The 24587-nt window shown below is 41.1% G+C and carries 23 protein-coding genes and 1 pseudogene; 13 read left to right on the top strand and 11 right to left on the bottom strand.

Features of this window, described 5'->3' with window-relative positions:
* Window positions 1–84 precede the first annotated feature (84 nt).
* Window positions 85–585 carry an IS5 family transposase gene (locus SNE_RS05420; RefSeq protein ID WP_269453438.1) on the bottom strand — a complete coding sequence of 167 codons (501 nt, stop codon included), beginning with the start codon at window positions 583–585 and terminating at the stop codon, window positions 85–87.
* A 55-nt stretch (window positions 586–640) separates the two neighbouring features.
* On the opposite strand from SNE_RS05420, the gene SNE_RS05415 reads away from it, so the two are divergent.
* Window positions 641–997, top strand: a complete 357-nt coding sequence (locus tag SNE_RS05415; protein ID WP_013943592.1) for a transposase — start codon at window positions 641–643, stop codon at window positions 995–997.
* The gene (locus tag SNE_RS12730) at window positions 948–1454 is read left to right on the top strand and encodes a transposase (protein ID WP_079891495.1); all 507 of its coding nucleotides are present in this window, start codon (window positions 948–950) and stop codon (window positions 1452–1454) included. The genes SNE_RS05415 and SNE_RS12730 overlap by 50 nt, the downstream gene beginning before the upstream one ends.
* Window positions 1455–1494: 40 nt before the next feature.
* Here the strand turns inward: SNE_RS12730 and SNE_RS05410 are convergent.
* The 3 genes and pseudogenes from SNE_RS05410 to SNE_RS05400 all read right to left on the bottom strand — a co-directional run.
* Window positions 1495–1848: pseudogene (locus SNE_RS05410) on the bottom strand (transposase); the annotation flags it as partial.
* Between the two features lie 283 nt (window positions 1849–2131).
* Window positions 2132–2365, bottom strand: a complete 234-nt coding sequence (locus SNE_RS05405; RefSeq protein ID WP_013943355.1) for a hypothetical protein — start codon at window positions 2363–2365, stop codon at window positions 2132–2134.
* Between the two features lie 85 nt (window positions 2366–2450).
* On the bottom strand, window positions 2451–4415 hold the full coding sequence (locus tag SNE_RS05400) for a sulfatase-like hydrolase/transferase (protein WP_013943354.1): 1965 nt from the start codon (window positions 4413–4415) through the stop codon (window positions 2451–2453).
* A 175-nt stretch (window positions 4416–4590) separates the two neighbouring features.
* On the opposite strand from SNE_RS05400, the gene treF reads away from it, so the two are divergent.
* On the top strand, window positions 4591–6084 hold the full coding sequence (treF, locus tag SNE_RS05395; RefSeq protein WP_013943353.1) for an alpha,alpha-trehalase TreF: 1494 nt from the start codon (window positions 4591–4593) through the stop codon (window positions 6082–6084).
* Between the two features lie 37 nt (window positions 6085–6121).
* Here the strand turns inward: treF and SNE_RS05390 are convergent, their stop codons facing one another.
* Window positions 6122–6334, bottom strand: a complete 213-nt coding sequence (locus SNE_RS05390) for a hypothetical protein (RefSeq protein ID WP_041418827.1) — start codon at window positions 6332–6334, stop codon at window positions 6122–6124.
* A gap of 61 nt (window positions 6335–6395) precedes the next feature.
* Window positions 6396–8078, bottom strand: coding sequence for a signal peptidase I (gene lepB, locus SNE_RS05385; RefSeq protein ID WP_158307213.1), 1683 nt, complete (start codon window positions 8076–8078; stop codon window positions 6396–6398).
* Window positions 8079–8514: 436 nt separating this feature from the next.
* On the opposite strand from lepB, the gene SNE_RS05380 reads away from it, so the two are divergent.
* The gene (locus tag SNE_RS05380) at window positions 8515–9258 is read left to right on the top strand and encodes an SDR family oxidoreductase (RefSeq protein ID WP_013943350.1); all 744 of its coding nucleotides are present in this window, start codon (window positions 8515–8517) and stop codon (window positions 9256–9258) included.
* Here SNE_RS05380 and rlmB read toward each other — a convergent pair.
* Window positions 9242–9952, bottom strand: coding sequence for a 23S rRNA (guanosine(2251)-2'-O)-methyltransferase RlmB (gene rlmB, locus SNE_RS05375; protein ID WP_013943349.1), 711 nt, complete (start codon window positions 9950–9952; stop codon window positions 9242–9244). The two genes, SNE_RS05380 and rlmB, sit on opposite strands and share 17 nt — an antisense overlap.
* Window positions 9949–10368: a DUF6314 family protein gene (locus SNE_RS05370; RefSeq protein WP_013943348.1), complete on the bottom strand. Its 420-nt coding sequence runs from the start codon at window positions 10366–10368 to the stop codon at window positions 9949–9951. Before SNE_RS05370 ends, rlmB begins: the two co-directional genes overlap by 4 nt.
* Window positions 10369–10474: 106 nt before the next feature.
* Here SNE_RS05370 and SNE_RS05365 point away from each other — a divergent pair, with 106 nt between their 5' ends.
* From SNE_RS05365 to SNE_RS05355, 3 genes are read left to right on the top strand one after another with little or no spacing between them, the layout of a single operon-like run.
* A complete protein-coding gene (locus tag SNE_RS05365; protein ID WP_013943347.1) occupies window positions 10475–10663 on the top strand; it encodes a hypothetical protein in 189 nt (62 codons plus the stop codon).
* Window positions 10664–10665: 2 nt separating this feature from the next.
* Window positions 10666–11373 (top strand): uridine kinase, encoded by a 708-nt coding sequence (gene udk, locus SNE_RS05360; RefSeq protein WP_013943346.1) that lies wholly within the window; start codon window positions 10666–10668, stop codon window positions 11371–11373.
* Window positions 11370–12431, top strand: coding sequence for an Lpg1974 family pore-forming outer membrane protein (locus tag SNE_RS05355; protein ID WP_013943345.1), 1062 nt, complete (start codon window positions 11370–11372; stop codon window positions 12429–12431). The genes udk and SNE_RS05355 overlap by 4 nt, the downstream gene beginning before the upstream one ends.
* A 5-nt stretch (window positions 12432–12436) precedes the next feature.
* Here SNE_RS05355 and SNE_RS05350 read toward each other — a convergent pair whose 3' ends face one another.
* Window positions 12437–17938, bottom strand: a complete 5502-nt coding sequence (locus SNE_RS05350) for a hypothetical protein (protein WP_013943344.1) — start codon at window positions 17936–17938, stop codon at window positions 12437–12439.
* Between the two features lie 115 nt (window positions 17939–18053).
* Entirely contained in the window at window positions 18054–19013 is a 960-nt protein-coding gene (locus SNE_RS12255) for an alpha/beta hydrolase family protein (protein ID WP_013943343.1), read from the bottom strand.
* Window positions 19014–19161: 148 nt separating this feature from the next.
* Between SNE_RS12255 and SNE_RS05340 the strand changes: the two genes are divergently transcribed.
* The 4 genes from SNE_RS05340 to SNE_RS05325 all read left to right on the top strand — a co-directional run bounded on the left by SNE_RS05340 (window position 19162) and on the right by SNE_RS05325 (window position 22431).
* Window positions 19162–20532, top strand: coding sequence for a hypothetical protein (locus tag SNE_RS05340; RefSeq protein ID WP_041418823.1), 1371 nt, complete (start codon window positions 19162–19164; stop codon window positions 20530–20532).
* 111 nt (window positions 20533–20643) lie between these two features.
* The gene (locus SNE_RS05335; RefSeq protein WP_041418821.1) at window positions 20644–21411 is read left to right on the top strand and encodes an AsmA family protein; all 768 of its coding nucleotides are present in this window, start codon (window positions 20644–20646) and stop codon (window positions 21409–21411) included.
* Entirely contained in the window at window positions 21408–21992 is a 585-nt protein-coding gene (locus SNE_RS05330; RefSeq protein WP_013943339.1) for a histidine phosphatase family protein, read from the top strand. Before SNE_RS05335 ends, SNE_RS05330 begins: the two co-directional genes overlap by 4 nt.
* 55 nt (window positions 21993–22047) lie before the next feature.
* On the top strand, window positions 22048–22431 hold the full coding sequence (locus tag SNE_RS05325; protein WP_013943338.1) for a hypothetical protein: 384 nt from the start codon (window positions 22048–22050) through the stop codon (window positions 22429–22431).
* A gap of 114 nt (window positions 22432–22545) precedes the next feature.
* On the opposite strand, the gene SNE_RS12250 is transcribed toward SNE_RS05325, so the two are convergent.
* Window positions 22546–23523 (bottom strand): L-threonylcarbamoyladenylate synthase, encoded by a 978-nt coding sequence (locus tag SNE_RS12250; RefSeq protein ID WP_013943337.1) that lies wholly within the window; start codon window positions 23521–23523, stop codon window positions 22546–22548.
* A 297-nt stretch (window positions 23524–23820) separates the two neighbouring features.
* On the opposite strand from SNE_RS12250, the gene SNE_RS05315 reads away from it, so the two are divergent.
* Entirely contained in the window at window positions 23821–24171 is a 351-nt protein-coding gene (locus SNE_RS05315) for a TMEM14 family protein (protein WP_013943336.1), read from the top strand.
* Window positions 24161–24577, top strand: coding sequence for a secondary thiamine-phosphate synthase enzyme YjbQ (locus SNE_RS05310; protein WP_013943335.1), 417 nt, complete (start codon window positions 24161–24163; stop codon window positions 24575–24577). Before SNE_RS05315 ends, SNE_RS05310 begins: the two co-directional genes overlap by 11 nt.
* Window positions 24578–24587 lie beyond the last annotated feature (10 nt).

Genomic DNA, 24587 nt, shown 5'->3' with positions numbered 1-24587 from the left:
AACACATTTTTTCATGACGATAGAAGGACTGTGTTGAAAAAATCAATTTTCGTAGACTTCCCCACTCCCTCATCATCAATCGCATCAAGTTATTAGAAGCATTTGATTCAGCATTTTGCATTTAATATGACCTTCGATTTTTTGGTTTTCTATTTTCTTTGAGAAGAACCTTTCTCCATACAGTCGCTTTAATCTTGAGAAGCTTGTCTCAACTAATGCCCTTCTTGAGTATCTTGTCAGTTTTCCCCAGATTTCTCGCGCTAGCTGATCTCCTCCCAGTCCTTTTATTTCGCGTATGGCGTTGTTCCTTCTTGTCATAAAAGGAGATAATAGGCTGTTTTTTCTAGGCGGAATGAGGTCTTTCGCTCCTATTTGATTGATGGCCTCCCTGCATCTTTTTGTGTCGTATCCTCCATCTGCTATGACGGTCTCAACGGGTTTAGGAAGCTTCTCTATGATTTTCGGGCCTATTTTGCAGTCAGCTTCATGCCCTTTTGTGATTTCAAAGTGGATAATTTCTTGAGTGTTTTCATCAATAGCGATGTGCAATTTAACCCACTTTCTCTTCTTTGAGGCTCCATGAATCTATCCAACTAAAAAGTTAAATGCTATATTCTTTTAAAAAAATTTAGGAGATGACATGGCAGGATTTAAGTGTTTATCAGATGAACAATGGCAACTCATTGAAGGTCTTATGGACCATACTTTTCCTTTGGAGAGAGGAACTCCTCGAAGTGATCTACGCAAAACCTGGAATTCAATACTCTTTATCTTAACGAGAGGATGTCGTTGGGCGGATCTTCCGACAGATTCCTCTCTTTTTATCCCTCGTTCTACAGCTCACAAATGGTTAAAGCAATGGAGTGTTGAAGGAGTTTTTGATAAGGTGATGAGTGGGCTATTACAGATAGCAATAATGGAAGGAAAAGTTGATCTTTCTCAAGTAGCTGTGGACGGTTCTTTTTCCCCCCGCTCCAGGAGGAGGGGAAAAAGTTGATTATGGTTATAAAGGCAAGGGAGTTCTGCTTCACTTGCTTATCGATAAAAACGGCAATGCAATAGCCATTACAACTACCGATGCAAAGGGGGATGAAAAACAGGAAGTTAGCAGATTGCTTACACAGCTTCCATTAAAGTCACTCAAAGGGCGAGTAGTTGTTCTTGAGGCAGACAAAGGTTATGATGCAGGCTGGTTACGTCAGTTTTTGTTAAACATGGGAATATTTCCTCTAATTCCCTATCGGAAAATCAAAGGAAGATGGGCGCCAGAAATTAACGAAGTTACCCATTTCTTCAAATTGAGCCCACAACGCTGGAAGGTAGAACGAGCTTTTGCTTGGTTAAAAAGACGTTGTCGTCGGCTATTGATGCGATGGGAGCGTTTATTCGTGATATGGAATGGATTGGTAATATTGGGGGTAGTTTATACTTGGATAAAAAATTTAGTTGGATAGGTTCATGCATTTTCACTTTCCATTCTCCCTCCCCATAGACTTTGATCCCTGTAGTATCTAACAGCACCACTTTAGGTCTTCTAGAAGAGAGCTTGGGCAAAAGAGCTTCCATGTGGGAAGCTCTTTTGCAGATAAGAGAGTAGGTCGGAAGAAAAACATCAGGTTCTATATGTGGAAGGATTGATTTGGCAAAACCCTCGAGAGTTCTATAGGTAAGGCGATATTGTATCTTTAAGACAAGAAGGAGATAGATGAGTGGAAGGGAAAACAAACGAGGTCGACCTCGTTTGTTTTCCTCTGGCTTTTCAGTTAACGCATTCGGATCGATGAAAAAAGTTATACTTCCTCTTTTTACCAAGTCTTGATTATACTTGTGCCAATTGCGTTTACGCATCTGAAGCTCCTTTATGTTTAGTGACTTAAACCATAAGGAGCTTCTCTTTTTTAAGAAATTTTTATCAAGACTTCTCTTCTGATTTTTTCAACACAGTCCGATAGAAGCTCAAAATATATACTCAAACAACTTCAAAAATTGGATTTTTAGTTGCGCCAAAACCAATTTTCGAAGTTGTTTGAGTATAGTTAGAAACGAAGTTTAAAAGGTAAAATAAAATGTTTAGCGAGATAGGGAAATATACCGTCCTCCTTTTCTCTAGGAAAAGGAGGAGGTAAAAAATTTAGAAATCTTGTTTTTGAAGAGTTTTTCTTCTGTTCATTTCAGCCCGATCCATCGCCTCATCACAGAGGTCCATAACGAGCTCTGAAAGAGCTTCAAAACTCTCTTTTGAAACTCTAAAGTCTCCTTTGCTCTTGATGTACTCTTGCACGAGACTTTTTTTGATAAGTAGTTCGCTTTTCGCTTTCGCTTTAGTTTTGGTTTTAGCTTTAGCTTGCTTTTTCTTTTTGGCCATGTTTCATCCTTGTTTGGGAATTGGTAAAAAAATGTATCTATAGCAATCTCTCGAATTTCGTCCAAGAGTTCTGACAAATCTTTATTTACTCGGCTGAGAAAAGGCGATTGATAGCCTCTTGATAATGCACCCGGATATAGGCCTCCGTTTGCTGCGGTGTTCCAATATCTAATGTTTTCCCACTGAGATCTTTAAGAGTAATGATCTCCAAGGCTTTAGATTGGTGAATTTTCTTTGAAGGGGTAAATTTTGCAATGACTTTTTTCTCTCCATCATGGATGAAAAATTCTGCAGGATTACGTCCTCCATTGTGTCTTCCAGTGACCACAAAAGGAAAGCGATCTTTTTTGAAGAGAGACTCTCCGTCAAAAAGCTTGAAAAAGGGCTTTTCGCCGATCAACGTATCTAAAATGGTTGGAAAGATGTCGACATGAGACGATAAGATTTTGTCTGTCTCCAAACCTTCAAAAGAGCGATTATCCCCTAACTTATAGTAGATGGGGGCATTTGTTTGCATGTGACTTAAATGCGAAGCGTGAAACAGCTGCCCCTCCTCAAAAAACTCTTCACCATGATCACCTGTGAAGACAATAAGCGAGTCGTCATAGAGTTTCTTCTGCTTCAGACTTGTAATAAGACGTCCAAAAAGGGAGTCGACAAAATGAATTGAATTGCGGTACCGGTTTTTGATCAGTTCAATGTCGCGTAGGGAGTTCGAAACGCGCAAATCAGTTTTTTCTTTTGAGATAGGAGTGAACTTCAAAGGCCAATCCTTTGGCCAGCTGTAGTTGAAGTGAGTTGAGTCTAAAAAGATCAGAAAGACATTCCCTTCTTTAGCCCATTTCTCCTGAAGATCTTTCTCTAACTGTTGGATCACTTGTTCATCTGTCTCAGCCGCTGTGACAGGCGCATAGTGGGTGTAGAGATGGTATGTGTCAGCCAAGTGATTTTTCTTTCCTAAAATGAGCTCTCCTGCGCCATAGTATTTAAGTTGAGCTGCTGAATAGAGTCGGATCTTGTAGCCTAATTTTTTCAATGTTTGAAGTGGGATACTCCCAGACTTCCATGTATTCTTCTTACCAGCCCACCCCAAAGGGTACTGTGAATGAAATATCGAATACCAAGAAAGCTGTGTACAGTTGGCATTCGATAATGTCTGGCCTAAGCGGATATTTTCCTCTCGAAACTGAACCACGTTTGGCGCAGTCTCACTTGTAAGAAAATCTTCACGTAAACTCTCAGCAATGAAAAGGTAAATGTTCGGCTTTTTTTTGAGAGCAATTGGGACGGAATGCAGCTCTTTTAAGGCTTCTTTCTCTGAAAGGTGCACCCGAAGAGAACGGGTCAATTCTAGGAGCTGCTCTTTGGGGGTGATCAAGGTCGATTTCCAAGGAAGAACACGCTGGTAAAATCGGAACTCCTCTTTATCAACAAGAGGAGAAAAGGTGAGATCTAACGCTACAAGTCCAAGAGGAATACAAAAGAGAGCTTTGAGTACTTGCCCATGTGAAATCCCAATCGGTTTAGTGCGAGCAAGTTTCGAAGTCAAATAGTGTAATATGATCGCCACCATTGGTAAAAAGACGACAACCGAAATCCCAGCAAAAATCCATGAATTGATACTGATTCCAGTCAAGTGCAACAATTCAATAAAGTTATCCAGAGTCTCATCTAAAACGATGTCGATTCCGAAAAACAGCGAAAAATCCATAAACCGGACGAGGAGAAAGTCGATATAATGCATAAATATGCATATGAAGCACAAGCTGATGAAAAGGTAATAGAGGGACCTATGGAGATACTTCCGGATAAGATTAGCCACAAAGGCTAATACGAGCACTTCGAGTAAACTTTGACCTATTGCATAAGCCAAGAAAAAGAACGGTGAAAAACTCAATTCCTTTTCGAAGCCAAAAACATGGTAAAAATTCAGCCCAAAAAGTCCTGCGAGCAATAACACAAAATAGTATGGGTTGATCACCAATTTTTGACGGATGAAGTGAGATATGGGATTAACCTTTTTATGATCAAAAAGTTGTTGATCCGACATTTCAGCCTACACCTACACGTAATTGTGTTTCTGTCGGGAGAGTTTCTCGATTAGTCCCCCTATCTGTCTTCCTTATCGCGACCAATTCGAAGTTTGTCAATTATTAAATTATAAAATCAATTTTTATTAATTTTAAAATGTTGAATTTTATTTATTTTTGTTTATAAAAATAATTATGAATTTAGAAAATTATATCCAGGTTTCTGGCCCTCTTTTTGAAGCTGTTGAAAGAGAACGTCTTTTTGCCGACGCAAAAACGTTTGTCGATGCTTATCCTCTTGAAAATCCACAAGATGTGCTCAAGGACTATTTTAAAGAAAAAGACCGAGCTGGTTTTGATCTGATCGAATTTGTCTCAAGCCATTTTGCCTTTCCGAAAGAAAAGCGTCACGACATCCCCAAGTCATCCTCAATGACTGACCATATCTCCCTCATGTGGGACATCTTGCAAAAGGACATGACTCCCCCTTCACCTTATAGTACACTCATTGCCCTTCCTAAACCACACATTGTTCCAGGGGGTCGTTTCCGAGAATGTTTTTACTGGGACAGCTACTTTACAGCTTTGGGGCTAGCTGTTTCAGGAGAAGTCGAATCCATCAAAGACATGGTCGAAAACTTTGCATATCTCATTGACAAGTTTGGCTTTATCCCCAATGGAAACCGGATCTACTTCACTTCACGTACTCAGCCCCCCTACTTTTCCTTTCTGCTCACTCTCCTTCTCGACCATGTCGATGAAGAGTGGGTCCTCAGCTTTATGCCTCAGCTCGAAACTGAATATAACTTTTGGATGGAAGGGGCAGAGGCCCTTTCTGAGCCTGGAACTGCTTCCCACCACGTCGTGCGCCTTGATGAAAACACCTTGCTTAATCGTTATTATGACAAGCTCAACACCCCAAGACCCGAAGCCTATCTGCGTGAAATAGAGCTTGCCAAAGAAAACCCTCCCAAGGAATTCTTTCGGAACATGCGAGCTGTTTGCTCTTCGGGATGGGATTTTAGCTCTCGTTGGTTTGCCGACCCAAAAGATTTCCAAACAGTTGAAGCACTCGATATTGTCCCGATCGACCTCAATTGTTTACTCCACCATTTAGAAATCACACTTGCCGACTTTGCTAACCGCTTAAATGATACAGCTAAAGCCAAGCACTATCAATCGGTTGCTGAGCTCAGGAAAGAAGCCATTCAGCGGATTTTTTGGAATGATGAAGAGCAATTCTACTTTGACTATAATTTTAAGAAGCAAAAGCAAACCAAGAGCTGGTCACTCGCAGCTGCGACCCCCCTTTTCAGCCGACTCGCTTCACTCGACCAAGCGCAAGCTGTCGGCAAACATCTCGAAGATAAATTTCTCCTCCCAGGAGGATTTACTACCACCCTTTATGAAGGAATCCACCAATGGGACAAACCCAATGGCTGGGCTCCTCTTCAATGGATCACCATCAAGGGCCTCCAAAACTATGGAATGGATCTTTTAGCAAAAGAAGGAGCTAAACGTTGGATCCAGCTCAACCGTGATATTTATACAGCAACAGGTAAAATGCTCGAAAAGTATAATGTCTTGGAAAGCTCATCCGCGGTTGCACGTGGGGAGTACACGCTTCAAGAAGGTTTTGGATGGACAAATGGCGTTGCACTCGCACTTATTGATATTTTTGATAAATAGTATACCCCCTTCTTATTAGAAATTGTCGATGAAAAACTCACCACAATCCAGGTCTAGCTTCTCCGGACTCGATACTTGGTGGTATTTCTAAATCAGCAGGCCACTCATCAGGAAAGACTACTTCATTTCCATGAGAATCATAATATGATTCGCGCTCTTCATCATTAGTATCAGAATTCTCATTATCTCCTTCTGCGAAAGCAAAAATTGGTAAAACTAACAATAATATAGCTATAAATCTACTCTTCATCGCAATACCTCCTTGCGAAAAAATTGATATTTGAAAAGCAAATCTATATGACCAGCAGCTTTTAATCCAAATGAAAAATTGAAAAATCAATTGGGAATTTGTTTTTTCTCCTAGAATACACTGTGCTCAAAGAAACGAACAAAATTCCCAGAACCCATATGATGATATTTGAGAGTGTGAAAAAAGGAATCACTACCTGTCTTGGGAAACCGAAACGATCACCAAATGGCCAAAAAATGAATGAAGGATTTCCCTTAATATTTTCTTCAGGAACAAAACCAAAATCACGGCTATCCGCGCTCATTGCATGATTATCTCCTAAAACTAAGTAATGCCCCTCAGGAACTTTGAGCCCATATTTTTTGATCACATCTATATCTAAGTTCCCATTTTTAAGAGGTGGATGGTAATCTACAAATGGATAATATTCAGGATGGACAGCAGCTTTTTGGTTTTCCATTTCAACAAAGTTGACCAACGCTGGATCTTCAGAAGCTAAAATTGGAGAGCCCATTAAATATAGGCTTCCTTCTCTAAAATAAGCATACCTAGAAGGAAAATGGTTTTGGTTACTAGGATTGGAAAAATACGGAAAAAAATCTATCCCCTGGTTAAAGAAAAACTGCACCTTTTCCATGGTGCATTTATATAATGGATGAGATTGGGGAAGCTTTCTCGCTGTTCCAGTCCAATCTATTTTATAAGCAATCCCATTATAAAACTCATATGTACCATTAGGGATGCCCTCTAATTTAAGCTGCTTTTGATTAGAACTTCCATATCGAAAAATATATCCATCTTGAACAATGAAGCGTGCAGTATAAAGATTTTGGAAAAGCTTTTCTTGAAGTTCTTTACGAATTGGTATATACGAAATCTCATAAGAAATAAGCGGGTATTGTTTTCCAGACTTGTCAGAATATGACCTTGCATGTTTTAGGTTTGGAGGATGTTGAATCTGAAGATAGAGGCAACCACTGTCCAATTGATGATGTAGTCTGCTAGGCATTTCATCTACTGATAGCAAACGAACCATCACGTAGTTCTTTATTCCCCACACATCTCTAAAATCTACATTTCTTGCTTCTTCATGTAAAATACCAGAATCGATTGTCTTTCCAGAAAAAGTGTTAAACATTGTTGGAGTAAATTCGACAATAGGAAAACCCATTTGATCCATAGTGATTGTTGAAGGTCCTTTTCGCTTCCATCTTCCCTCAAATCGAATAAATGGTATGTGATCAATAGACACGAATTCTTCTTGCTGAAGCTCTGATGAGATGTCATTTCCGTTTTTATCGATTCCATAGATTAAGCCACCATAAAAATATAGAGTATCTCCAGGCTTTCCAATAAGTCTTTTGATAAACTGCTTTTTTCCAGGAAATAGATAAAAATACATCGTATTGTTATCGGCAACATCCATATTTTTTGAGGTAAAAACAATTGCGCTCATTCTCTTGCACAAGTCAGAATCGAAATACAAATGCTTGGTTAAAAATGGGACATTAATACCTAGTTTGCTTTTTGAAACAATCAGACGATCTTTTTCTTTGAAGGTAGGTCTCATGGAACCTGTGGGAATTTCATACAATTCAAACCACATCTGTCTGACAATCCCAGCAACAGCTAGAGCAATGCAAAGAGATAACACAAAGTTTCTTATAAGCAACAACGTTCGCGGTTTATGACTCAATGACTCAATTTCTTGGGCTAACTTCGAAGCAGCAGCTTTGCGTTCCATTTGAATTTCTTCCTGTAAAGATTTTAACTTGCATAACAAGATCTTTTCTTTATCTGAAGAATAAATCTTTTTAGCTTTTTGAATCTGATAATAGGTTGCTAGTAAAATCTTTTTCGATTTATTTAAGGAATAGATTCTCATAAAAACTTACACACGATTTGTTTCATGACATATAATACTAGCTTGATTTTCATTTATTTCAACAGTTTTTTGTCTCTTAACGAGTCTAAACAACCTCACTAACATGCGTTTCAACATTGACAGCTACAGCTCAAACTAAAAATTTTTGACCAGAAAATTTATACTGAAAGTACAAATTTTCCAGTCAAAATCTTAAGATTTTAACTATTAATTAATTAACGTGAAAAATTTTTCATGGACAAATGGCGTTGCACTCGCTTTAATAGATCTTTTTAAGTTTAGTGAGTAACAGACTATGGATTTCAAATTAGAAAATAAACGGGTCCTTGTCATGGGATCTTCCACAGGACTTGGGTTTGCGATTGCAAAAGCGTTTGCTGCAGAAGGGGCCATTGTTGGGGTCACATCGCGAGAAATGCACCGCGCAGAGCAAGCAGCGGAGCAAATTCCCGGCTCAATGGCTTTCATGTGTGATCTTCTGCAAGCTCAGGCAGGCAAACAACTCGTTCAAACCGTTTCAAAACCTCTAGCACTTGGTGGCATTGACATCCTAGTCACTAATGCAGGAGGGCCACCCAAAGGACTTTTTAGTGAGCTCAAAGGGGAAGATTGGGACGCGGGTTATCATGGCCTTTGGCGCAGTGCCATCGATGCCATCCATGCTGTGCTGCCGCAAATGCGAGAACGCAAGTGGGGGCGTATCATCATGTGTACCTCCACTTCTTCTAAAGAACCAATTCCCAAACTCACCATTTCAAATGCCTATCGCGCTGGCCTCATTGGGGTGATGAAAACGGTCAGTCAAGAAGTTGCGGCAGACCAAATCACTGTGAATGCAATCATGCCAGGTTACACCAAAACCAAACGGCTCGAGGAATTCAAAATCCCCGAAAAAGATCTCATTGCCAATATTCCAGCAAGGAGATTGGGCAGACCTGAAGAGTTTGCTGCACTTGCCACATTTTTAGGATCAGAGCAAGCTGCTTATATCAATGGTCAAACAATCGCCTGCGACGGCGGACTTATCCGCGGGCTTTAAAAAGTAAAATCGAAGCCGCTTGGGAGACGTTGAGAGAATCGATTTGCCCTTTCAGTGGAATTTCAACGCAGCAGTCGGCTTTCTTCTTGAGTAGCGGCTGGACACCTCGCCCTTCAGCTCCTAAAATAAGAAGCGTTTTGTCAGGAAAAGTGAAAGTGTCAATCGATTTAGAGTGCTCTCCAACATCTGCGACAATTGCTGTGAATCCAGCCTTTTGAAACTGATTCATTGTCTCGGCTAAATTGGAGACACGCAAAAGAGGGACAAGTTCTGAAGCACCCACGCTCGCTTTAGTTACAACAGGAGTGATTTCTACGCTCCGGTTTTTTGAAAACACCACACCGTCGACTCCAAAACATTCAGCCGCGCGGAGAATCGCTCCAAAATTTTGGGGATCTGTAATTCCATCGCACATTAAAATCAGCGATTTTTCTTTTGAAGTACGCAAAAAAGGGCGAAGTTCGGGATAGGTTCGTTCGCGTAGCTTTGCTACAACACCTTGATGTGATTCTGAATTAACCATTGCCGTAAGGCGGGCTTTGGGAACAAACTGGATGGGAATGTTGAATCCTTTTGCCTTTTTCAAAACAGGATCGTCTTCTTTTGAGGTAAAAATCTTCTGAATCGATTTGGGATTTGTTTTCAGCACCTCGCTGAGACAATTTTTCCCCATAATAAGTGGCTCTTCGTTCATCGTCTAAAAAGTGTCTCCAAAGTATGATCTTTTCGGATGCCTTTCACAGAAAAACGGGTGTAAAAAAGATGGGCATTCACCCAGACCCAACGCAAGGCATAAAGGTCGGGCTTACAGGAATAATGACCATCAACAACTTTTTTTCCATAGGGCAATGTTAAAAAAGGAACGTCTTGCTTTTTACCATGGCGATGGATCTCAATCCCTTCTTCATTAAAAAGATAAAGATAGGTTTGCCGTGCCAAAAAGCGGGTCGACTCTCCAGAAATATTCCAAACAGTTTCTTGATAAAGCAACTGGTTTTCATCGATTTCTTCAAACATCACCGTCCCCCACATGCCTCCAACAAGCTTGCGCTCTCTATCAAAAACTTTACGACTAAGGGTCCATTGACCGGCTAATTCCTGCTGCTTCATGCTCCAAAAGTATACACAGTTTCAACCTAAATTGAAACTTAGAGTTTGTTATGAAATCAAAATTTGATATAACACGTGAATTTAACAAATCTTACCCCAAGAGGCTATGATGAAAGAAACGCTAGTTGTTGTGAGTAAAGTCAAACAATTTATCAAAACCACCGGAGGAATGAATACATCAGATGCTGTGAAAGATGCTTTGACAGACATTGTTGAAAAAGCTTGTCGACGTGCGATTGAAAAAGCCAAAGCCGATGGACGTAAAACGGTCATGGATCGCGATTTCGAGGAATAAGAATGAAGCGGCTGTTAAGTTGTTTTTTTCTTCTTTTCTTATGTCAATCCTTCGCATCTGAAACACTCGTTGTAGGAATTGCTGGAGCTTCAGGTGCTGGAAAAACAACCCTTGCGCGCAAACTTGTTCAGAGTTTAGGGCAATATGCGACATTGATCTGCCAAGATAGTTATTATCAGGATCTCTCTCATCTCCCTCACGAAGAACGGGCTCGGACAAATTTCGATCACCCAAGTTCCATCGACTTTGAGCTCATGCGCGCACACATTCTTGCACTAAAAGAAGGAAAAAACATCACCCAACCCATTTATGACTTTACAGCCCATTCTCGCACTAGTAAGACAACTCAAGTTGAGGCAAAAAAAATCCTCGTCGTTGAAGGATGTTTACTTTTGGCAATCCCAGAAATCCGTGAGCTCCTCGATATTAAACTGTTTGTCGATACTGATCTCGACATTTGCTTAATGCGGCGCATTCAACGAGATCAAAAAGAGCGAGGGCGAACTTTTCAAGACATTCAAAATCAGTATTTTGTAACAGTTAGGCCCATGTTTTTCAAATTCATTGCGCCAAGCAAAGTGTTTGCAGATATGATCATTCCCGCTCACCATGAAAACGAAGTCGTCTTGAACTTTATCGCTTCAAAATTGCATCCTGAAGTGACTCCAGAACTTACTCTATTAATGCCTTCAAAGGAACTAATACCATGAAAAAATACTCCCTTCTTCTCACTTTACTTCCTTGCTTTCTCTTTGCAGATAACAGGATGCTAACTGCTCCTTCCTCGCCTCCACCTGATCCAAAAGAACAAGAAATGCTATTCAATAAAAATGAACCTGGTTTTCTCATTAATGGTGAATTCATTTATTGGAATGTACAAGAAGGCGCCCTCGATTATGCGATCCGCATGCGTAACCGCTCTTGGGGTCCCACACCTGCATTTGCTCAAGGAGATTTTGAGCGTGCTGAATTTGATTGGGATCCAGGTTACCGCTTTTCGCTTGGTTATTATAGAGCTGAAAACTTCTGGGAAGTTTTAGCTGAATACACTTTTCTCCATGTCAAAGGCTTCAATCGGGCAAAACCAACCTCTATCGACGACGGAAAATACATCAATGGAACCTTTCCCCAATATCTATCGAGCCCGATGCATGACGCAACAAGTAGTATCCACCTTCATTACAAACTCGTTAATCTTTTAGCCAATCGAGTCTTTCATCTTTTTGATAATCCACACCTACGCCTCCGCTTAACAGGTGGAGTCACAACAGTTTGGATGCATCAGGGATGGCACGTCCGTTATGTTGGATTCAATGATAATATCACCTCAACTCGTAACCGTTGGCGTTACTGGGGAATGGGACTTCGCATTGGAACAGGTTTTGACTGGTACTGGGGCAAAGACATTTATGCGACGGGTGTCTTCTCAACAGCTCTTACGATGGGTCGCTACCACAATCACGCTAAACAAACCACCAAGATGCCTTTAAATCCTGGGGATAACCCTGAAATTCCTTTTCGAGATGCCCGTTATAAAGACTACCGCATGGCCTTCACCATGCAATTTTTGGTGGGACCTTCTTACCAAAAAAGCTTCGATTGGTGGCGATTTGAGATTTTTGCAGGATATGAGCTGACCATTTGGTCCAACTTGCAAGAAGTTTTCCGCTCAACAGCCTCGACTTCAATAGAAGCTAAAGAGACCTGGCTCAACTCAGGACTTATTGCTTTGCAAGGATTGACAACTCGAGCATCCTTTCAATTCTGATGATTTTATAAAGATGAAGATCCAATGATTTCATCGACTCGCCATGTGGAAACAGCTTGATTCATTTCGAGATCTATCTTGCACTGCGATAGAAGGACAGCGTAAGCTTGGTCTCTGATGATTTGCTTTTTATCATAATCATTTGCAATCAGTTCATAGTAAGATGATGCAAAGATTTCTGGCTTTCTACCTTCATGAGTTGTGATGTTGTAAGTACGGATTACCGGCTTTTTTTCAACGATTGGACCATGGCCTCGAATCTGAAACCCAGAGTCAAACCCTTTAATATCTAAATCATTCCATATCGAGTCTTCAATTCCACCAAAAAGCCCTTGTTGAATGAGAGACATCCAACCAAGCACTTCGTCCTGACTTTTTGAACACTTTGACAAAGCAGCAAAAAGATCCTTTGCGCTTTCAACAGCTTTTCCATTTAATAATACCTGGCTTGCCCCACCATGATCCCTTGATAAATCTTTATTAATTTGTCCGTAGAGTTTCTGCGAATTGACGCTAGATTTTTCTTGATAATGTTTCACATTGGCTTGAACTTGGGCATCAGCTGTCGAAAAGAAAACTTTGGGGCTTACTTGCTTTAAAAAAGTATAAACTTCCTCTGGCTCAGAGGCTTCTTTTAACTGAACGGGGTCAAACTTCTTGCGCAGAACTTCATCGACTTCCGAAGCTTCTTTGACCCCCTTGGAATAGAGATAAGCGCGGTATTCTTCTTTAGTGCGAGCAGTTTCCTTTGTTGGGAAAGCCTTTTGGCCTTTGCGCTTTTGAACCACAACATCTTTCATTTCCCAGCCTTCAAACAGCTGTTTCCCCAATTGTTTCATTTGATCTTTCTTTTTTCCAGGGAGCCCATAGAGGAATTGAGACATTGCCAACCCAGGCTGTAAACGTTTAGGAATTGCTTCTTTTTTCTTCACCAAGATCGGAGGTCCAAGGAGTTGATAAAGGGTTTCTTCAAATCGTACGTCAGTTAAGTCGCCTATCATGTAGTAAGCGATTTCATCTTCATTTTTCGCCTCATTTCCACCCCGATCGAGCTTGTCTTTACATATATCTTTCATTGAAGTGATCTTAAATCCACTCTCTTTTGAAAGGTTAAGGAGTAGGTCTTTACGCATGAAAGAGTAGCAAAGTTCAATAAACACTTGCCATTCGCGCAATGGATACTTTTCGTCTCCATTCGTAGGAGAGACGCCGTCAAACGCAATGTCTTTGCGTCCATCAAAAAAGAACAGATGCAAAAATGTGAGTTTTTCTTTTAGCTGCTTAAGATACGCAATTCCCTTTGCATTAAGCGTCATCCGTCCCCAGTAATCCCGATCCCAGAAAACTCTAGGAAGCATATTCTCAGCATTATTTCCCACTTTATCAGGCTGGCTATAAGTTTGGATAAACGCATCGATGAGTCCTTCAAATGTCAAGACTTTAGCAAATGGCCCTTGCCGTTTGAATAAAGTTCCCTCAACAGACTGAGTAAGCACAAATTCATTCGGATGCGTGATTTGTAATCCTTCAATTGCTTCGACACGATCCCATTCGTTTTCAACTCCACCAGGAATTCTGCGTTGGTGGTTCACATACAGGTCCCCTTCTCTACGCGCAGCTTTAGCTCGAAGCATCTGCTCATATTCAGGTGCAACGCTCTCTCCACTTCTTACAGCCACGTCTAAACTAACAATCCATCCAGGAACATATCGTGTAATTGCACCAAGCGCAATTCTCAAGAGATTTCCAGGTAAGACGGGACATCCGTGACGGAAATAATCAACAACTAAGTTCTCACCCGTTTCTGAATGTTGCCAAACGTACTGATTGCGTAAATGAGGAGTATTTTTGGTTCCAATAAAATCTTCACACCCTATGGCGCCACATGCTTTTTGATATTGAAGGGCAAGGTTTGATTTTCCTACTATATCTTTGGGCGCTTTTTTGATATCGGTGTTTTTTCCATCAATTTTTCGGACAAAGTTTTCTGCTGTGACCTTCTCATCATCCTCTGCTTGTTTACGGTCTAGACGACTTTCATGAACAAAAAGATCTGTGACTTCTTTCAAGTAGTTATAGATCTCGGGGCGGAAGAAAGATTCAGAAAGTACCCAAATGGTATCTCGGCATAACTTTTCCTCGGATGACAATGCCTCTTCAGCCTTCTTCTCAATAGCTTGATATTCAGAGCTTAAAATTGCCCCGCGTAAACTTTGAACAAACGTATATCTCTGTGTACTTGCATCGAGATATTCTTTGCGAGGATCAATAGGACACATGAGCGTTTCAAGCGCGCGGAAGAGGGCTCTATAGAAAGTGTTAGATGGGTCTTGTACTGAACGCTCTTGAAAATGCAAGAAAAGCTTTAATGGGTCTTGTTTAAATTGCTCTCGCATCACCCTTAAATACTCATCTAAGACAACGCGGTACTTGCGCATTTTTGCAGGGTGACCATTTTCTCCAATAAAGTAGCTCCAAGCTACATAACGAAATTCTTGCGCCTCTTTGCTCATAATCGGTCCATCTTCTAAGAGAAGACTTCCCATCAATGATCGATTCAATGCCAATTCAGAATAGTTAACTCTTAATTCAGGAAACCGATTTTGAACGTTTCCGAGTGGTGGCATGCGAACACCAGAAGTGCGAGGATCAAAAGTTAGGCGCTGAGGGACTCCTCTAGAACCTTCATAACCCAAAGCTAACCGCTGCGAAGCACCCATTTGAGCAGGCTGATGTGCTCGGGCTTGGATGACAAGACCTTGAATGAAATGTGCCATGACAGGATGACTGAGATCGAGATTAAAAATGGTTCTCATTCCATCGCCAATCATTCCTAACTGGGCGCTCATGTTTAAAGGAAGAAGACGCGAACCTTCACCTTCAAGAGCAAGTGCTCCCCTTGGAGTCTGGTGCATCATGCGATAAAACTCTCTTTGGACTTGTAGATCATTGGGATCAAAAGCAACCTGAATTCTTTTATCTCCCAGCTGAATATTAATTGCTGCGTACTGTGCATTCTGCAATTGGTTTGCAAGCTCTTCACTATTTTGATTTCTATTCACAACAGCAATTTCTTTATTTTCCCAACGAATTAGAGGGTGCGCTTTTTTCTCTTTTCTTTTGAGCAAAAGGCCTAACGTTGCAATCGCTCCAATGGTACTTACCACCGACCAAATAAGAGATCCTTGCTCTTGGTCTGAAATATGTTTGTAAGTTTGAGAGATAGCTGTGCTCGTTCCTCTGGGGAGCTGGTGTGAAAAATCAACCTCGAGGCTATCAAAGATAGAAAACGATTGATTCTCACTTAAGGGAGTGATGATTACTTCTTGTGGTGGAGGAAGAACGATGGGTTCACAAACAGGAGGAGTCGCAAAATGTGGCGTTTCACATGTAGCATTATAAGTAGGGTCAGTGAATGGAAATGACACTCTAGTCATATCTTTATTCATTAGATAAGGCTCTGCAGGTAGGATGGAGAGACAAAAATCATTGACTTTTTGCGTAGATTTTAAAGAAGGCTCCCAAGAGCGATCTTTGACTGTGATATCAGAAATACGTCGGGCCTGATGGTCAATAACCTGACTTCCTTCTGGAATGGTCAAAGCATGAGCATCGACTGAGCAAACATCTTCGTGAACGACAGGTGGAGCTCTGTTAGGTGCCTTATCTTTCCAGGGGCTGTCGATCTCGGTGATGGTTCGATCTGTCAAGGAAAGCTCAGATGAGGAAAACTCTTCTGTGATAACAGGTTTAGTTGCATTACGAAGAAGCGGGATTGAAAAGCGATCAAGAGCATTTTCTGTAAACGGAACAGCAAAAGGCTCTATCGGTGTAGGAAGGTCAGATTTACATGTCGCATGAGAAGAAGATAATTCAAGGCAGTTGCGTTCAGGGCAAGGATCGCGAGGATCTGTTTGCTTTTGATGAGCAAGGAATTGAAGGGTGAAATCATCGACTTTGTTTATCGATTCTACAAGGGTCCATGATTGATCATGGACCGTGATATTCGGTGTAGCCACAGGATAGTCGATGACTTTGCTTCCACTCGGAATCATTAAACAATTGTGATCTGGACAGAGGTCAATCTTTGAAAGAGAGAGTTCTTCGACTGGAGGAGGAAGAATGATTTCTTGCGTTTGATTTTTGCTTTCTTTCATTGGCTCTTGAGAAGGAGGTGTTGTCGAAGCCCCATAATAAAGACTTCCAATAGCTGCGAGGGCAGGAACTGCAACAACCATCACAATGAATCCTACTGCAAGGGCTTGTTTTGGTGTAACGCGTCCAAAAAGATAATAAGGCTCATCTCTTTCTTCTCCCTTAGTGAAAAGGCGATTAGCATTACAGCCTAATGTTTTTTCGAGCCTCGCTGCAAAAACGCGCCGCATCTCAAGAGGAAATTCCTTCTTCAAATTATTGTTTATTTTGAAGGCTTCCCAGTAGCTTTTGAGTTCTGCCACTGTCAAAGCATTCACTTCACCTTTAGTCTGCGGAAAAACGAGATAGGGAAGAGTGATTTTTTCTTTAAGCTTTCTTTGCGTTTCTAAGTCAAGTGCTCTCCACTTCTCAGGATGCGCAATAAGATCGTTTTTCACCCATGACAAGTCAGTCTTACTGAGTAACTCCACTTGGATAGGCAATGCCCAATCGATCCATTCAGTTTTTGCTGGATAAAATCCTTGTTCATAAAACTGTTTTGCAAGCTCAGGAGACACTGCGGTATCAGAGAGTTGCGCTATGAGATGGGTCCAAGTGAGCTGCTCAAGTGAGAGTTTTGAAAGAGATTCGGGAATGGAGGGAAGTTCTTCTTTCACGTAGTCCCGTTTTGAAGGGAGGAGATGATTCTGCAAAAAGAGTCGGTTGAGCTCTTTTTTTTGCTCGAGTGTGAGAAAACTGAGATCTTGCCCTTGCACAGCTTGCAGACTTTCTTTTGTCCAACCATCGCCAATTCCAGAACATTTACCTAAGGGAATTGTTAAGGCATGTTGCAAGGCTAATGTGAGATTCTCTTTTTGATCTGTATGATCCATAAAAAAAGCTTTCACATGTTGCAGTTGTGAAGTACCAAGGTTATCGAGGTCCTTGAGTTTTTTTGGAGTTTCCCAGTGGTACTGATCTACAAGGGATTTACCGAGGGTGTACAAAGTAAAAACAGTTGTCTTGACAAGTAAGCTTGTTACTGCGGTGCGAACAGATGTTTCAAAATTCAAGCGAATGACTGAATGAATGGCCCATTTGCCAATGATATAGGGAAGTGCGATCGTACTGAGTGCAAGACCCATCACTGTAGCCGCTATTTGAGCTTCAGTTGACTGTGGGTTGAATAGTTTCTTAGCCGCTGCAATAGAGAGAGCATGAGAAGTTGCTATAGTAAGCGAACCCACAGCATAGGGATGCATCACGGCAATTTGACGTGACATTAAAGAAAAAAGTTCAACTGCTCCAAATGTAGTCACATCTACAAATGGTTCAATCCAATTTTTTAATAACGTTGGCTTCTCTAACACCATCAGATTTCCTCTCTAACCCAAAATCTCCCTCAAAAACTGAGAGCAGTATACAGAGCACATAAATTAGTTACCAGCAAAGAGATAAATTTAATTTGCTTATTCTTAGATAGCGTCGTCAGTTGAGTTTTAAAAAGAGAATGATCTCTTGAGAGACTTGTCTGTGAAAAAGTGGTCTTTCCTCATTTCCCTCCCAAAGTGCAGGGCTCAAGGCTTGTTTTCCCTGCTCGGTGACAGGATTCAGGAAAACAAAATGCCCTGCTTGAGGCAACGCAATTGTTTGAGCAGGCGAAATCGTTAAAGCATGTTCGTGAGGAGGCAAAACAGTATCTTCTGTTCCATAAATCACTAACATGGGTGATTCGATTTTGTGTAGACTTTCAGGCGTAAATTCAGAAGCACGCGGCGCTAAAAGGACAAAACGGGAAATGCGCGGATCTCGAAAAGAATGCATTCCTTCTTGAAAATCAATGGATTCAACCACTTTTTCAGACGATTCTCCGGCAAAATGGTGCAACGCTTCAAGGGATTTCACTTCTGCCCCAGCTAACCAAAGACCTGTCATCCCCCCAACAGAAAAGCCTACAAAGCCAATGTTACTGGAATCAATTGCATCGACAAAAGGCGATGCAGTTGTGAGGTAATCAATTGCTACTGACACATCTTGAGGACGATGCCACATTGCAATCATTCCCTGAGGAGTCGGATCTTTCCAGGTGTTCCCATAATGATCGAGACTCGCAACGATGTACCCTGCAAGAGCGAGCTGCTCGGCAAGCCAAATCTGCTCATTACGCGCACCTCCGTATCCATGCGAAATAAGAATAAGAGGCAATCGGTGATTTGGCATAGGAGCATCATGTGCAATGGGGGGCAATTCCCAACAGCTGTCGGCCACCTCAGCAGTCCCCTTTTTGGTGGGGAAATAGACATCAATCACGATGGGACGACCGTTGGCATAGGTGCAAACTGTTTTTTGCCCAATATGGGAAGGAGTCGCGCACTTTTCCTCATTGCCAAAAGTAAAGGCACTTAAGCAAAAAACAAAAAGAAAAATTTTTAATAGATGCCTTTTCATAGGCTATCATTATACCTATTTAAAGGTAAAATCGCTTGCATTCATTGTGATCGTGCATGAAAATTTCATGAAAAATGAATAGTTTCCAAAAATTCTTTCAATTTTCTGGGATGCAAGGATTGAATCAAAAAAAGTAGCGGAGTAAAAAATGACCTTTTCCAATGCTGTTTGTGCTGCAACAATTGCAATGCACTGGGATCATATTCTATCACCAAGTCATCCAAATACTGGAAAAACCACTGAAAACTCTTGGACAGGAACGGCAAAAAAAGTCGCAGGCTTGATTATATTTGCCATTTCATGTGGCTTGATTGGGTTTAAACCCTCTTTATTGCTTTTTGGGATCGGTGGAACTTATCACTTTTACCAAGCTTACCAAAAAACACTATCCTCCAATTATGAAACACAAAACCAAAAAACGGGTAGCGCATCTGATGAAAATACGGGAAAGTCTGAAAGCGCGTTAATGAATGACTTTGGTGACAAAGTTCCTTCTCATCTAAGGCAAAAAATTATCCAAGAAGTCTCCACATTATTAGAGACCTGGTCTCATTATTTCCCCCATCCATCCAAGGAATTGATCAGTTTTTTAATCGAAGAATATACAAAAAAAGAGGTATTACAAGAGGCTTCTCTTACAGCGCATTCAAAAGCTTCTATTGGGGACGTTATTCAAATAAAAGACGGTGTCTATACAGCACAAGGGACAACTCCGAAAGGAGAAAAAATTTATTTTGGAATCGAGCGATTGGATAGACGCTCTATTTATTGGAATTTTTACCAAAGAGCATGTGTACGTTTATGCGATACCTCTAGAGGGATACTGAACTATTTAGGGCTCATTTTAAACGATGCGTCCGAGCTTGCAAAAGTCCAAAAAAATAAGGAAAGTTACGAACTAGACTGTCACGAGTTTTCAGCCTTTATTCAAAAGATGAAAGAAAGAGAGATCTACGAAGGGGGTAGCCGCTGGAAAAGTCTGAGAGCAACAGAAACTGGGGCGCGATCTTTTGAATTGATGTTACTGGAAGGAAACTTTGTAGCCTATGTGTCAAAAGTACCAATCGAAGGAGTCGCATCGTTTCCAAAATCTCTAAAATTTAACCCAACAACTCTGAAAAGAATTTCACAGATTTTTGGAAATATTTTGATGACTGTCGGTGTGCGTAATATCGATGGTGTACCAATTTTTGAGAATCGAGGAATTTTCCGTAACCCTCTTAGTCTTGTAGAAGGAGGGTACTCCGATATTTCCATGCAACTACATGCTTTTATAGGAAAAGCTTTTAAAAGTCATATTAACTCTACTCTTGGAATTAATACAAAAAACTATATGACTGTTTTTCCATTAAAACAAATGGAAGCTATTTTTATAAGCACAGTTGGGCGCAGTCGGATTTCAATCGATCATGATCTTCCCCCTGAGCTTTATCTGGATGAACCTTTAAAAAGAGCGAGTGGAGAAAAACAACTTCTCATTCCTTTGGATAATCTTGCGTCCCTATATAGAGAGCTATGAGTAACTTTTCTCATTAGAAGACCTTCTACAACTTGTTTTAATTGTCGACATCCCCTAGAAAAAAAATGTTTAATGTGTTTAGGTGAGGAAAAAATGTGTAGAGGAGCTACGATGCGAAAAGCACTGATCATTATTTTTGGAGTCATTGTTGTCATAGTCTTAGTAGGAATCTTCTGCTGGAATATGCTTCCTTCATGGATTTCTCATAAGCTTTCTGATCGGGCCAAAGTCTCGGTTTCTATTCAAGCCATTCGCTTAGGGTCCTCTTCTATTAAGGTGGATGGCATCCGTGTAGGAAACCCTCCTGGATCTATTCTCGATACAGCTCTTGAAGTGAAAAGTCTTTACATCGGAACTCCTTTTTCCAATTTTTTCCACGATAACATTGTCATTGATGAAATGCGTTTGGACAACGTCTATTTAGGTTTGGAGTTTGAGTCACAACGTAGCACAAATGGAAACTGGTCAGAAATCATGCAAAACTTGAAAGAATCGACCGGGAAAGAAAAGCAAGCCGCTTCTTCAAAAGGAACATCAACCTCTGTTCTCATCAAAAAACTCATCATTACTGATTTGAAAATTGATCTCGCCTACCGCACAGGAAATAAGGGCGTCCGTCGATTACGCACAATTGACCGCCTCGAGCTAAATAACATCAGCAGTGAAGGTGGAATCCCCACAGCACAAATCATGGATATCGTGATTTCTGAGATGCTACGCAGCGTCTTCAGTAAAGAAGGTCTGCAAAACATGCTCGAAAACGTCATGCCAGGCGGCAAATCTGGAGGAGGGGCCATGGATACCTTGAAAGGGCTCTTTTCAGACTTGATTCTGCTTGATAATAACTGGGATGATGTCTTTTACGAAGAAGCAGAATGACTTCGAAACAAATCTTTCTTGTCCGTCATGGGGAAACAGAGTGGTCTAAAAGTGGACAACATACGGGTCTGACCGATCTTCCCCTGACGGAAAATGGCATTAGCCAAGCGAAACATTTGGGGAAAAGACTTGAAAGGGTCACATTCGACCATGTTTTCACAAGTCCCTTGAAACGAGCCTATGATACCTGCTGCCTATGTGGTCTTAAGAGCCAAGCCAAAATCACAGATGCGCTCCTTGAATGGAATTACGGCGACTATGAAGGAAAAAAGACAGCCGAAATTCACCAAACCCATCCAGGATGGAATATCTTTGATCATGGAGCTCCAAACGGAGAATCAACTGCTGAAGTCGCAAAAAGGGCCGATGACTTTCTTGAAAAGCTCGAATCATTAAAGGGAACCATCGCTGTTTTTTCAAGCGGCCATTTTTCAAGAGCTCTAACTGTGAGATTCTTAGGCTTTCCCCTTCTTGAAGGGCGTCATTTTATGCTTTCAACCGCATCTCTTTCAATCTTAAGCTATGAGCACCATGTTCCGGCTTTGCAACTTTGGAATGATATCAGTCACCATTCCCAATAATTCAAAAACGATAGTATAATAAAAAAATAAAATAAGGACAGTTGAGGCACTGGTTATGGCAGCAAGAGACCTAAAGCGAGATCTTCATGAGATCCACAATGATTGGGAGCAAATCTTTGCTTCTCAGGCAGATCCAAAAGATCCAGCCTTTCTAAAAAAAGTCGCGCACGACATCGTTAATCTCGAAAAAGATTCTATTGAAGCTCTACAAGATGAACAGCTTAAAGAAAAAGCAGAGCTTGTTCAGTTCCTCTTAACGACTCCCTGGGGTGCTCCATTCATTGGAGAAACCACCTTACTTGATGCAGCTCTCTCTTATCAGGAAGGAGATCAAGATTCTGCGCTCATGCATCTCTTGAACGGATTTATTCACCATGGATCAGGTAAGCAAACAGCGCTCTTCAACTTTTTTGACGAAATTTTCCAAGACATAGCTTAATGCTCTAGAATTCTTAGTTAACCTGAGTACAATTTCTGAAGAATTGCAAGAGGCTTGACTTAAAGCGTCACAGGCATGCGAAAAAGCCACATTCCCTCTAAAGGATGGGCTCCATCACGTGCTGGCAATTTGCTTCAGGCGTTGGTGTAGCATCTCATCATTTTTCAAAGTGGGATTGCAGAGAACCAGAACTTCTGAGTAACTATCTCTTATAGCCATACGAAGTCCTTCATAGAGGTTTTTCGCACAAAGATTGAAATAGTCGCACATTTTTAGTGTTGGAAAGCGTTCTTCTCGACTCATGACAAGACGTCTACTGTCATTGCTAAGTTGAAGATAGATCTTCATTTCATCCCATGAAGAGAAAAGACGTATTGCAGGAAGTCTTTGTTGCCCCACTTTTCCAAAGTGACTGAGAAGTGCCTTTGGATGGACGCGAACTTGAGTTCCTAAAACTTTTTCAATGGAGCGCTGACTGATCACTCCAAAACGCAAAATCACTGGATTTGCAGGATCCTCTAAAGAAAGAACGGTCGACTCCAAACCATATTCGGAATTTCCTCCATCGACAATTCCTTGAATTTTTCCATTGAAATCTTCGAGCACGTGTTTTGCACATGTTGGGCTAGGATTCCCCGAAAGGTTTGCCGAAGGCATTGCTAACGGACATCCCACAAGCTCGATCAATCTTCGTGCAATCTTGTTAGAAGAAATGCGAACAGCAACTGTATCCATGCCACCGGAAATGGTTGAAGACAAATGAGGATTCTTTTTTAAGACTATTGTAAGAGGTCCAGGAAGAAAGTGCTTGGCAATCAAGTCAAACTGATGTGGCAAATCACGGGTGATAAATTTTAGCTGGTCTGTATTTGCAACTTGAATGGGTAGAGCAGTTGAGGTTTCTCGATTTTTAATTTCATACAAGTTCTTCAGCGCAGTTTCATTTAGAATTGAGGCTGCTAATCCATAGGTTGTTTCTGTAGGAATTGCAACAAGCGCTCCTTGTTGTAGTAAACGTGCTGCACGTTGGAGTAATTCCTGTGATCCTAGCAAATTCTCTTCAGCGATTGGACCTAGATATTCGGTATACATCCTTTCCTCTTGTTGTCATGCATGATATTGGTTTCCACTTTCCAATATCCACCCTCAATGAAATAACTGTCGGAATTATGGAGATTCTAAGAATAAAAAACAATGCTTTAATTTTATAGTCACTTAAGTAATTACTATTTCTCATGAAAATTCAAAAATTTGAGTTTTAACTGCGTCATTTTTCTCTACTTTTGTGTTTCTTCTCTCACCCTATCCCTCATCAACATTCAAGAATTGAGAGAAGCAGACAGGTAGAAATTAGTTGGCAACTTAGATTTAAAAAGTTATATTGATTTCATGATTCAAGCACTTAAAAAAAATGGTTACATTTTGCTCATCTACGCCATCCTTGTCTTTGTGGGCGGGTTCATGGGCTTTGTTCTCAAGCATAGCGTCCCCTCGCTCGTTGCCGGAGGGGTGTCAGGACTGGCGCTTTTGTGGTCAAGTGTTCTCCACTTTACCTGTCGTAAATGGGGAATCTACTTTGCTTTTGCGCTTATGTTTCTTCTTGAAGCATTTTTCAGCTATCGCTTTGTGATATCAGAAAAGTTCTTTCCAGCGGGAATGATGCTTATCTTAACTTCAGGCGTCATCATCTTACTCATTACAACACTCGTCAAGGGATCTCGAGAAGAACATGCATCGTGAAACTCTTATCTTTCCCACTCGGGGAAGAGAGATTCTCTCCATTACAGAAGATGTGGAGGAAGTCGTGAAAAGCTTCAAAGGGAAATCAGGGCTCTGCCATCTCTTTCTCTGCCATACGAGCGCTTCTCTCATTCTTTGCGAAAACATCGATCCTGATGTACGTCTAGACTTAGAGACCTTTGCTCGCTCTCTTATCATTGATGGAGATCCTAAATACCGACACGACGCAGAAGGCCCAGACGACATGCCTGCCCATATCCGAACCGTTTTGACTCACTCAGACTTAACTCTCCCCTTCGAAGATGGAGCCCTTCTTTTAGGCACTTGGCAAGGAGTCTACCTTTGGGAACATCGCAGTAGTGGTCATCACCGAAAAGTAATTGTTTCTCTATTTAGCCAGCTCTAAAAAAGTAAGA

This window comes from Simkania negevensis Z, assembly GCF_000237205.1.
Classification (GTDB): Bacteria; Chlamydiota; Chlamydiia; order Chlamydiales; family Simkaniaceae; genus Simkania; species Simkania negevensis.
The sequence above is the reverse complement of the archived record's forward strand: the minus strand, read 5'-3'. Positions and strand labels throughout refer to the sequence as shown.

Coding starts and splice junctions, on each gene's coding strand:
- SNE_RS05415 (WP_013943592.1), top strand. CDS start 641: ATGGCAGGATTTAAGTGTTTATCAGATGAACAATGGCAACTCATTGAA.
- SNE_RS05405 (WP_013943355.1), bottom strand. CDS start 2,365: ATGGCCAAAAAGAAAAAGCAAGCTAAAGCTAAAACCAAAACTAAAGCG.
- SNE_RS05400 (WP_013943354.1), bottom strand. CDS start 4,415: ATGTCGGATCAACAACTTTTTGATCATAAAAAGGTTAATCCCATATCT.
- treF (WP_013943353.1), top strand. CDS start 4,591: ATGAATTTAGAAAATTATATCCAGGTTTCTGGCCCTCTTTTTGAAGCT.
- SNE_RS05390 (WP_041418827.1), bottom strand. CDS start 6,334: ATGAAGAGTAGATTTATAGCTATATTATTGTTAGTTTTACCAATTTTT.
- lepB (WP_158307213.1), bottom strand. CDS start 8,078: ATGGAACGCAAAGCTGCTGCTTCGAAGTTAGCCCAAGAAATTGAGTCA.
- SNE_RS05380 (WP_013943350.1), top strand. CDS start 8,515: ATGGATTTCAAATTAGAAAATAAACGGGTCCTTGTCATGGGATCTTCC.
- rlmB (WP_013943349.1), bottom strand. CDS start 9,952: ATGAACGAAGAGCCACTTATTATGGGGAAAAATTGTCTCAGCGAGGTG.
- SNE_RS05370 (WP_013943348.1), bottom strand. CDS start 10,368: ATGAAGCAGCAGGAATTAGCCGGTCAATGGACCCTTAGTCGTAAAGTT.
- SNE_RS05365 (WP_013943347.1), top strand. CDS start 10,475: ATGATGAAAGAAACGCTAGTTGTTGTGAGTAAAGTCAAACAATTTATC.
- udk (WP_013943346.1), top strand. CDS start 10,666: ATGAAGCGGCTGTTAAGTTGTTTTTTTCTTCTTTTCTTATGTCAATCC.
- SNE_RS05355 (WP_013943345.1), top strand. CDS start 11,370: ATGAAAAAATACTCCCTTCTTCTCACTTTACTTCCTTGCTTTCTCTTT.
- SNE_RS05350 (WP_013943344.1), bottom strand. CDS start 17,938: ATGGTGTTAGAGAAGCCAACGTTATTAAAAAATTGGATTGAACCATTT.
- SNE_RS12255 (WP_013943343.1), bottom strand. CDS start 19,013: ATGAAAAGGCATCTATTAAAAATTTTTCTTTTTGTTTTTTGCTTAAGT.
- SNE_RS05340 (WP_041418823.1), top strand. CDS start 19,162: ATGACCTTTTCCAATGCTGTTTGTGCTGCAACAATTGCAATGCACTGG.
- SNE_RS05335 (WP_041418821.1), top strand. CDS start 20,644: ATGCGAAAAGCACTGATCATTATTTTTGGAGTCATTGTTGTCATAGTC.
- SNE_RS05330 (WP_013943339.1), top strand. CDS start 21,408: ATGACTTCGAAACAAATCTTTCTTGTCCGTCATGGGGAAACAGAGTGG.
- SNE_RS05325 (WP_013943338.1), top strand. CDS start 22,048: ATGGCAGCAAGAGACCTAAAGCGAGATCTTCATGAGATCCACAATGAT.
- SNE_RS12250 (WP_013943337.1), bottom strand. CDS start 23,523: ATGTATACCGAATATCTAGGTCCAATCGCTGAAGAGAATTTGCTAGGA.
- SNE_RS05315 (WP_013943336.1), top strand. CDS start 23,821: ATGATTCAAGCACTTAAAAAAAATGGTTACATTTTGCTCATCTACGCC.
- SNE_RS05310 (WP_013943335.1), top strand. CDS start 24,161: ATGCATCGTGAAACTCTTATCTTTCCCACTCGGGGAAGAGAGATTCTC.